Origin of the sequence: Mesorhizobium sp. M1A.F.Ca.IN.020.03.2.1 (genome assembly GCF_004023205.1) — a bacterium.
Taxonomy (GTDB): Bacteria; Pseudomonadota; Alphaproteobacteria; order Rhizobiales; family Rhizobiaceae; genus Mesorhizobium.
This window is the reverse complement of record NZ_RZSV01000210.1, coordinates 1-9,703: the sequence shown is the minus strand read 5'-3', so window position 1 is coordinate 9,703 and position 9,703 is coordinate 1. Positions and strand designations below refer to the sequence as shown.

Below are 9,703 nucleotides of genomic sequence, written 5' to 3'. Positions count from 1 at the left end.
CATTTTATCCGCGGGCTTCATCGCGCCGGTCGGCATCATAGCATCGGTCGCCGGCTTCATCCTTTCCGTCGCCATCGCATTGGCTGGCTTCATCGCGTCGGTCGTGTCGTCGGCGCGGGCGCCGGCAACGAACGCGGCAGCGGCAAGCGCGAAAGCCAGCGCCGGCAGCGTGAGGAATCTGGTCATGCTAGTTCTCCTTTGGTTTGGCGCGCGGATGCGGGCCCTTGGTTAAGCGTTGCCGCCTGCCGCGGCCCCGCGCGAAAAGAAAAATCAGTTTGCCGCGGCGGCCAGGATCGGCCCGCCGGCCGGCGTCTGCACCAGCACTGCCGTGCTCAAGCCCCCGGGTGCCGCAGGCAGCGGCAGCGTCGTCGCCTCGCCGTTCCAGCGGCCGAGCCTCTGCAGCGAATGCACGACATTGGCATGCGGCAGCGTGCGTCCGGTGTTCTCGCCGCGCGCCACCGGCACCTCGACGACGCCGCGTGCGTAGCGCACCAGCCAGACATCGGCCGCCCCGCCGGGCGCTGTGCCGGCGCCGATGCTCACCTTGCCGTCGCCGAGCGAGAGCGCCGGACCCTTGGCGTACGGGGTTGTCGAGATCAGCCGCTCGATCTCGCCGGGCGCCGCACCGACGGCGTCGGCGCTGCCGTTCACCACCACCTGCGGCGTGAACGGCCCGTCATGGCCGAGCGGCGGCTCGTAGGCGACCTGGCGCTGGGTGAATTCCTGCCGGCCGAAAATGTCCTTCCAGCCGAGATAGTCCCAGTAGGTGACGTTGAAGGACAGCGCCAGCACGCCCGGACGGTCCTTGATCTTGATCAGATTGGCATTGGCCGGCGGGCAGGACGAGCAGCCCTGGCTGGTGAACAGCTCGACCACGGTAAGCGGCTCGGCGGAAGCGGCATCGAGCGTGGCGGCAAGCGCAGCAAATGCCGCGCCGGCAAGCAGGCCGATCCTTGTCTTCAATCCGGTCATGGGAAGCAGTCTCCGTAGCGGGGCGATGCTCCCATTTCGCCGCCGCGGAGGACTTCGTTACAGCTTCACCGGTTTGTGATTGAGAGGCGCCTTCCCCTTCTCCCCTTGTGGGAGAAGGTGGATCGGCGCGCAGCGCCGAGACGGATGAGGGGCGCTCCAGCGGAGTGAGACGCTCGCGAGCGCGTCTGCTAGATTCTTGTCTAGAATTAAGGCGCCACCAAGCTGGAGCACCCCTCATCCGTCGCCTTCGGCGACACCTTCTCCCACAAGGGGAGAAGGGAGGGCGCTACTGCGTCAGCACCGTCTCGGACGGCCGCTGGTTGAAGGCGCATTTGCCGGTCACATTGTAGAAGAAATCGGCATTGGAAACCGGCGCCGGCACCGGGTTGCCGCCGTCTTCCCAGGCCTGGTAGCCGGTCTGGCCGCAGGGCACTGAGGTGAAGATGTCGACCTTCTGGCCGGTCGCGACCTCGGGCATATCGGTGGCGCTGGTGCCGATATAGAGCCGGTTCGAGGTGTTGGGATCGTTCGACTTCAGCACCTTCGGGTTGCCCGAGGGAACGTCCATTTGCAGATAGAGCTGGTCCATCTGGCTGACATCGATCACCGCGCCGGCGCCATTGGCCGGATAGAAGGTATCGGCGCAGGTCGTGACGTACTTGTTGCTGCCGCTGGTCTGGGTGATCGCCCCGCTCGGCAGATTGCTGAAATTGTCGACCGTCGAGGTCGTGCAGACCTGTTTCTGCACCACGGTCGTCGTCGATCCGTTGATAGTGCTGACGGTGGTTGTGCCGTAGCCCTTCGGGTCGCCATAGCCGTTGTAATTATAGCTGATCGTCATCAGCGGCTTGGCCTTGGTCTGGCCGAACTGGGTGCCGTAGAGCGTCATCGTCTTGTTCCAGTAGCCCGACACCTTCGTCACCTTGAAGGTGGACTGGACCAGCGCCGGCGCCTTGCGCACCGAGGAACCGACGCCGACATCGACCGAATTGATCCTGGCGATCTGCATGAAACTGGTCGGCATCGGATAGGCCGCCGTGGCGCTGAACGTCGCCGTGCCGTCGGCGGCGACGTTGACGGCGGTGAGCGTCGCGTCGCCCAGCCCGCTATTGGCGACATAGGCTTGTTGCAGCGCCGTCTGGCGATCGGCCTTCGAGGTCGTGGTCGGCAGCGTGGTGATCGACAGGATCGCGGCATCCAGCGCCTGCTGCATGTTGCTCCTGGTCGTCACCGCCGAGGTGTAGTCGACGGAAAAGCCGACCGCGAGCAGCAGCGGGATCGCCAACAGTGCCATCATCGGCAGCATCGAGCCGCCTTGCGATCGAACGAAATCTCTTGCCGACGAGAACATGCCCCAACCCCATACACACCGGCAATGCAACCTGCCTGCCACCAGAGGTGGAGATATGCCCAAAATGAGTGCATGAAAGTTTAAGTGGATTTGAATTTTTGCGCGGAGGCGCCCTAGCCTTCAAACGCTTGCGCTGCCCCTCACCTGCCTGCCGGCATCCTCTCCCCGTATGGTAACGGGGAGAGAGGCGCCCCCATCGACGATTTCGCCAATTTGGAAAGCTGCAAGAAAGGTACCGAGGCGGCGGCCAGTCCCTTCTCCCCGTCACTTACGGGGAGAAGTGCCCGGCAGGGCGATGAGGGGCAGCGCCGGCCTCCGATCATTGGCCGTGTTCAGACATTGGCGAGCGTGTTTGCCTGCTCTGCTCCGATCTCCCCGGGCCCACCGCTTGCCCCTTAAACCCGCCCCTGCTAAAGCGCGCCGCATGACGACGCCCCTCGACCACATCCGCAATTTCTCCATCGTCGCCCATATCGACCATGGCAAATCCACGCTTGCCGACCGGCTGATCCAGCTCACCGGCGCGCTGGAAGAGCGCGACATGAAGGAGCAGGTGCTGGACTCGATGGACATCGAGCGTGAGCGCGGCATCACCATCAAGGCCCAGACCGTTCGGCTGAACTACCGCGCCAAAAACGGCGAGGATTATGTGCTGAACCTCATCGACACGCCCGGCCATGTCGACTTCGCCTATGAAGTGTCGCGCTCTTTGGCCGCCTGCGAGGGCTCGCTGCTGGTGGTCGACGCCTCGCAAGGGGTCGAGGCGCAGACCTTGGCCAATGTCTACCAGGCGATCGACAACAACCACGAGATCGTCGTGGTGCTGAACAAGGTCGATCTGCCGGCGGCCGAGCCCGAGCGCATCCGCGAGCAGGTCGAGGAGGTGATCGGCCTCGACGCCTCCAACGCGGTGCTGATCTCGGCCAAGACCGGCCTGGGCGTGCCGGACGTGCTGGAGGCGATCGTCCACCAGCTGCCGCCGCCGCGCGAGGGTGACATTGCGGCACCCCTGAAAGCCATGCTGGTCGACAGCTGGTACGACGCCTATCTCGGCGTCATCGTTCTGGTGCGCATCATCGACGGCGTGATGAAGAAGGGCCAGACCATCCGCATGATGGGCACCGGCGCAAAGTATCTCGTCGAGCGCACCGGCGTCTTCAAGCCGGCCCGCGTCAATGTCGACGAGCTCGGCCCCGGCGAATTCGGCTTCTTCACCGGCTCGATCAAGGAAGTGGCCGACACCCGCGTCGGCGACACCATCACCGAGGACCGCCGCCCGACGCAAAAGGCGCTGCCCGGCTTCAAGCCGGCGCAGCCGGTGGTGTTCTGCGGCCTGTTCCCTGTCGACGCCGCCGATTTCGAGGATCTGCGCGCCGCCGTCGGCAAGCTGCGCCTCAACGACGCCTCCTTCTCCTATGAAATGGAGACCTCCGCCGCGCTCGGCTTCGGCTTCCGCTGCGGCTTCCTCGGGCTGTTGCACCTGGAGATCATCCAGGAGCGGCTGGAGCGCGAGTTCAACCTCGACCTCATCGCCACCGCGCCTAGTGTCGTCTACCGCATGAACCTCATCGACGGCACGACTAAGGAGTTGCACAACCCGGCCGACATGCCCGACGTGGTCAAGATCGCCTCGATCGAGGAGCCGTGGATCCGCGCCACGATCCTCACGCCGGACGACTATCTCGGCGGCATCCTGAAGCTTTGCCAGGACAGGCGCGGCATCCAGGCCGATCTCTCCTATGTCGGCAAGCGTGCGATGCTGACCTACGATTTGCCGCTCAATGAGGTCGTGTTCGACTTCTACGACCGGCTGAAGTCGATCTCCAAGGGCTACGCCTCCTTCGACTATCACCTGACCAACTATCGCGAGGGCGACCTGGTGAAGATGTCGATCCTGGTCAATGACGAGCCGGTCGACGCGCTGTCCATGCTGGTGCACCGCTCGGCCGCCGAAAAGCGCGGCCGCGCCATGTGCGAGAAGCTGAAGGAGCTGATCCCGCAGCACTTGTTCAAGATCCCGATCCAGGCGGCCATCGGCGGCCGCATCATCGCCCGCGAGACCGTCTCGGCGCTCAGGAAGGACGTCACCGCCAAATGCTACGGCGGCGACGTGACCCGCAAGCGCAAGCTGCTCGACAAGCAGAAAGAGGGCAAGAAGCGGATGCGGCAGTTCGGCAAGGTGGATATCCCGCAGGAGGCGTTTATCCAGGCGCTGAAGATGGGGGATTGAGCCTGCAGTTAGGCCCGCGCTCGTTCACGCGCTCGTCTGGTCAAACTTATGATGTTCGGCCTTGCACCGCCTCTCCGCATTTGGAGACCTATTCTAAACAGTTCCGGGACTTCGAAGCGACCATCCTCTTGATATGCGACGCCGTATTTCTCTAGATTTTCCAAATCAATGTCTGACAAGCCCACGGTTTGAGCTTCTATGCGAGTAAATGGGGTAACAAACCCAGGTGTCTTTTTAAATTTTTCGAATATAGTCTCCAGCTGTGCGACCTCCTTTGGATATTCTTCTACTTTCTTTTCGCTTGTAAAATCGACGGCGGTTTTAAGCGCCGAGGGCGCTAGCAGTCTGTCCTCAAGTTTTACTCCCCGTGAATGCTTTGCGGCTTCACTCACAAAGCGAACTAGGTCTCTGGCCGTGAGTCGTCCCGTAAGATCAGTAAGTACCGAAATAACCCATTCAGTTGTTCTCGCTTCGCGGCTATCATCCTTTCCAAGTTTCATGCCCCATATCCGCCGTAAGTCCCTCTCCTGCAGTTCAGATGAGGAATGTGAGAGCCGCCAGTCACTTGACCATATCCTAGGGATGGCCCCGCTGTTGCTCACTAACCAGACGACCAATTCCTTTATGTCTATGTCCCGCCAAGTTAGGGCATAGTTTGAATAGACGGCGCGGAATTGCGCTGCATTCTGCGTGATTGCGGCTTGGATCATGTCCGCACGTACAAACGCAACATAACCGACTGGTCGGCCCGCCTCCTCCCGCAGCCTCAAAGGTACATCGACGAGAAGCGAGGCTAGGGCCGCAGCCTCATTTGCTTTATTGAACGGGTCGGTCAATACCTCTTCGAGCCCTTCTATGAGCACAACAGGCCGCATCATTGATGTCTTTGCTGCAGAAAGAAAATCAGCCCAGGCCGTATCGCCTCTGAACCCCGCCGACGCTGCTATTTGAGATAACCAGAAGCCTAACCAGTCGCTTTGTGCCGACGTTGCCAGGAGAGCTCGAATTGCCTGGGTGGTTTCCGAGAGCGTTGATGGCTTCTCTCCGGTCAGACTGCTGCTAGCTTGAATCCTTCTATCGGCGACGAGCGATGTGATTCTGTCGCTGGTGAGCGAACCGAACATGGGTATGAAAGAACCTTCAAACGAACTCTGATTTGTGGTCTGGAGGGCTGCCACAGCAGCTCTCCAGCTGCCTCGCTCTAGAAGGAACCGTGCAGTAAGTGTCTTTCCTGTTCCCTTAGCTCCTTCAACAACCACGACAGGCGGTTGGCTTAAAAAGTCGGTAGCAAGCCGTTCAAGGGGGGGAGTTACAAGTGGGGTTGCAAGCTCGTCAGCGGTCTCTGCAAACGTCAACTTGAAAGCGAATTCCTCCAATTGCCGACAACGCTTGTCTGCCTCTTGTGGTGGCGTAGCAACTATCGGCCCCTGTTGATCTAATTCGTTAAACGCTTCCCATCCGGACCAATTTGCCATTTCAGATTTGAGCTGCGTAAGGAAGCTAGATGCAGAAAGCTCTCTTACGAAGGTATCCCACTCGCCGGACATACCGATAAGCTCAGCCATATGTGGAATGAACCCGACAGCGACGGGGCTTGCCTCGATATAATCATTGTCGGCAAACGAAGGGAACTCCTCAGCCGCACTCAAGGTGAGCCGTCCTGCAAGATCGCCGCGATATTTAAAATCGCCGAAACGAGACAACGGAAGTTGGTTAAACAATACGAACGGCTGCCGCCCTGGAACGCCGGTCTGTTCTTCGAGCATACCAAGCGTCCGCATCATACTTGTTAGGGCGGCTACAGACTGGCCCGACGTGCTCGAGACGAACACTCGATCAACAGATGGATCGGCGAGAAACTGGATCGATACATCGACCAAACCTGCGCGTAGGTCTACCACTGCCGCGTTGCATCCTAAATGCGCTGCTAGATCGCGTACCAAGTCCGGAACAACGAAGGGATCATTGCTACGAGCAGCCTGCAAATTTTCAGGCCTGATTGCAAAGCCCGATAGGTCATCAAGCAGACGTTTGACAGGCAGTACGTAGATTCCATTTACCAACTGGTCGACCATTCGCGTCGCAACGAAGTCGATGGTGGATGAAAAACCATCCGATCGATCAGCATGGGCGAGAGCTAGAAAATCTTCTAACGAAATCGTGAAACCAGATTTTCTGCTTTGAAGTAGAAAGCTAACTCCAGGGGCTTCGAAGTCAGCGTCAACTAACAAAACCGGCCCAGCATTTCTATTTGCCAATTCAAGTGAAAACGCCAATGCGGTTGTTGTTCTTCCAACGCCTCCTTTGACACTGTGGAACGCAAATATTGACGGTCCCCATTTTTCCGTTCGAACTGGAAAGTCAATATCAAAATACCGCTCCCCGCTGAGGGCAGCACTAGGTTCGAAAATCTTCTTTGTAGGCTCAATCTCAAGGCTTCGCACTATAGCGACTGGAAGCGTTTCCATGCCATGCGGCGCTGAAAGCTCGATGCGCATGTCTAGTTCGTCAGATGCATTCAACCAACTTCCGAACACCGCTTTGAGCCAATCACGCATCGCGGTTTCATCAGCATCTCGCGTGATGACGATTTCCAATCCGCTCCAATAGGCAGATGTAGAGATTAGCCCATTGGGTGGGGATAATGGTCCGCCAACGAGGTCAATGCTGGACAATCTCCGTGCGACATCCACCCACGAAATCAGTTCGGCTACTCGCAAAGAGTCGCGTACAATCATTTGGGCAGTTCCTTCTCCAAGTACGCGGTGACCTGTGCCAGGTAACCAGTAATATCGGCTTCATCCGCAATGTCGATTGTCAACCCGTATCTCCAAGCCTCATGGGCTTGGCTCAGTGAGAATCGCTGCCCGCCCGTCCCATCCTTAAAACCAGGAACGCACCTAAAGGTCGCCTTCGGCGGGGCAGGCACTCTAGCCGCCGGCACCTTCAAGCGAGCAATCATATCTGCGATCCTATGGCCAAAGAATTCGACATGTTCGACTCCTCCAATGATTTCATGCCGAAATGGTATTTTTGCAGTTTTACTTAGTAGATATTTCAAACCTACCTCTGCTGCATAAAAATGGAGGAGATTGGCGTGGCCGACTGAAGGTATCTCGCCCCGCGCTTTTGCGCCGCGGGCCGCCGAAATACTCGCGAGCAAATTCCAGAAATTTTTGCGATGTTCGTCCTGAAGCACTTTCAGCATGAGCGAATTGCTACTCTCGTTTTGATTAAAGCCAATGCCGTGTGGCTAGTCGGCGCGACTCAGAAGCCACAAAAGGCTACAATACACAAATGCAGTACTACTACACGATCTGAAGCGGGGCAGCCTCGCGTTCCCGTTGCTTTGTCGTGCTTCACCATCCCCCCACATCGGCGTATCCTCTCCCCGGCTCGGGGAGACATCGCATGCGCTCCACCTCGGACACCGTCGCCGCGATCGGCCTCGCCATCGGCGGCGCTTTTGGCTTGGCGGGCACCTTCGTTGCCAGCGACGCGCTGCGCGAGACGCTGTGGACCATCGATGGCGTGGGGGTCGTCGTCGCGGCAGCACTTCTCACCATGAAATACCAGCGGCTCGGCAATGATGTCGTTGCGGCCGGCTTCCTCACCTACCTCGCCGGCGAAAGCCTGCTTCTGGCCGGCAATGCGGCGGGCCTTGAGGCCAGCGTGCCTTCCTATGTCGGCGGCATTTGCCTCTGGGCGGCGGGGCTGGTCATGGTCAGCGCACAAGCGACCTTCGCGCTCTGGATGCGGCTCACCGCTTTCGTCGCGGCCCTGCTCTTCGTCGTCTCGGCGGCGATGATCCTGTGGGGCGCGCCGCTGCTGCCCACATCCGCGCCCTTGCCCGCCGCCGGCTATCCGTTCCTGGTCCTCACCTTCATCGGCTGGATCTGGACGCTGCTGAAACCGGAACGGTGAGCGGCCGAAAAATGGCCGCGCCGCTCGAAATCCGCAACAGCGCCTCCGGCAAGATCCTGCCGGCGGTGGGACCGTTCCTGATCGGCGGCATCTTTGGCTTCGGCGCGCTGCAGGGCCTCGCCTCGGGCGCGTCCGGCGGCCATGTGCTGTGGATCGCGCTGCTCGGCGTCGCCTTCCTTGCGCTCGGCGTCTTCATTTCGCGCGGCGCTTTCGACAATTCGGTCAAGGTCACGCTTGATCAGCGCGGTTTCCGCGATGCTCGCGCCGGCGACGTGCTGGTGCCGTGGAACAAGGTGCGGAGCGTGCGCCTCGCCTCCGGCGGCAAGGGTGCGGCGATGCTCAATTTCGAGCTCACCGAGGAGCCGCCCGACGCGATCAAATACGCCGCCGCCAACGCCTTCGGCCTGATGCCCTTCGGCAAGACCACCGTGCATATGGAGATCTCCTCGCTCGACATCCACGAACAGGACTTGATCGAGGCGGTGAAGAAATTCGCGCCGCATGTGGTGGTGAGGCGCTGATCTCCCCCCTCGAGGGGGAGATGTCGCCAAAGGCGACAGAGGGGGTCGCCGCGCGTGGAGCGCCGACGCCGTGCGGCACGAGATGAGGTCGGCGTTCTACGCGCAAGGACCCCCTCTGACCGCTTCGCGGCCATCTCCCCCTCGAGGGCCCCTCGAGGGGGGAGATTACCGGTGCTTCCCGTGCTCTACTCCCCCTCGGGAACCCTCGCCATGATTCGCGCTCTGCTCGCCGCTCTTCTCCTCACCGCGCCGGCCTTCGCCGCCGACATGTCGGTCTTTGTCCGCAACCAGCGCTCCGACGGCGTCGCGCTGGAGCTGTTCAGCCGCGACAGCGAAAAGGTCTGGCCGGGCGGCGACAAGGTTTTCTTCATCCGCCCGCAGGCGCGAAAATCCGTGCCGATCTCCTGCGAGCCCGGCGAGCACATCTGCTGGGGCGCCTGGGTGGTCGGCAACGATTCCGTCACCGCCGGCGTCGGCCCCGACAACGACCAGCCGTGCGACACCTGCTGCTTCATCTGCACTGACCACTCGACGGAGACGGTGGATCTGGCGGAGTAGGGCACCCCTTCTCCCCTTGTGGGAGAAGGGAGCTTGCCCCTCCCTTGGCCCATCGCTCCCGCCTTTATCCGCCGGCCCGTATCGGCTAAGGGGCAGGCACCAAACCTCTCGCCCGGACTTGCCACCGCCAAATGACCGCCAAGCCAA

Annotated in this window: 8 protein-coding genes and 1 pseudogene; 4 read left to right on the top strand and 5 right to left on the bottom strand. The window is 60.5% G+C overall.

The genetic code is table 11. The features are described 5' to 3' along the window. From EOA79_RS25335 to EOA79_RS25325, 3 genes and pseudogenes are all read right to left on the bottom strand, one after another. A pseudogene (locus EOA79_RS25335) lies at positions 1 to 186 on the bottom strand (hypothetical protein); the annotation flags it as partial. Positions 187 to 270: 84 nt separating this feature from the next. Then, the gene (locus EOA79_RS25330) at positions 271 to 972 is read right to left on the bottom strand and encodes a DUF1223 domain-containing protein (RefSeq protein ID WP_095825055.1); all 702 of its coding nucleotides are present in this window, start codon (positions 970 to 972) and stop codon (positions 271 to 273) included. 286 nt (positions 973 to 1,258) lie between these two features. Continuing rightward, entirely contained in the window at positions 1,259 to 2,323 is a 1,065-nt protein-coding gene (locus EOA79_RS25325; protein WP_095825054.1) for a pilus assembly protein TadG-related protein, read from the bottom strand. Between the two features lie 424 nt (positions 2,324 to 2,747). Between EOA79_RS25325 and lepA the strand changes: the two genes are divergently transcribed. Further along, positions 2,748 to 4,553 (top strand): translation elongation factor 4, encoded by a 1,806-nt coding sequence (gene lepA, locus EOA79_RS25320; RefSeq protein WP_067323374.1) that lies wholly within the window; start codon positions 2,748 to 2,750, stop codon positions 4,551 to 4,553. An 8-nt stretch (positions 4,554 to 4,561) separates the two neighbouring features. On the opposite strand, the gene EOA79_RS25315 is transcribed toward lepA, so the two are convergent. Beyond that, entirely contained in the window at positions 4,562 to 7,291 is a 2,730-nt protein-coding gene (locus EOA79_RS25315; RefSeq protein ID WP_127334709.1) for a hypothetical protein, read from the bottom strand. Next, the gene (locus tag EOA79_RS25310) at positions 7,288 to 7,761 is read right to left on the bottom strand and encodes a hypothetical protein (protein WP_095825052.1); all 474 of its coding nucleotides are present in this window, start codon (positions 7,759 to 7,761) and stop codon (positions 7,288 to 7,290) included. The genes EOA79_RS25315 and EOA79_RS25310 overlap by 4 nt, the downstream gene beginning before the upstream one ends. 203 nt (positions 7,762 to 7,964) lie before the next feature. Between EOA79_RS25310 and EOA79_RS32980 the strand changes: the two genes are divergently transcribed. From EOA79_RS32980 to EOA79_RS25295, 3 genes are all read left to right on the top strand, one after another. Continuing rightward, positions 7,965 to 8,477: a hypothetical protein gene (locus EOA79_RS32980; RefSeq protein ID WP_164748126.1), complete on the top strand. Its 513-nt coding sequence runs from the start codon at positions 7,965 to 7,967 to the stop codon at positions 8,475 to 8,477. 11 nt (positions 8,478 to 8,488) lie between these two features. Continuing rightward, a complete protein-coding gene (locus tag EOA79_RS25300; protein ID WP_127334708.1) occupies positions 8,489 to 8,998 on the top strand; it encodes a hypothetical protein in 510 nt (169 codons plus the stop codon). 210 nt (positions 8,999 to 9,208) lie between these two features. Further along, positions 9,209 to 9,556 carry a hypothetical protein gene (locus EOA79_RS25295; RefSeq protein WP_095825050.1) on the top strand — a complete coding sequence of 116 codons (348 nt, stop codon included), beginning with the start codon at positions 9,209 to 9,211 and terminating at the stop codon, positions 9,554 to 9,556. Positions 9,557 to 9,703 lie beyond the last annotated feature (147 nt).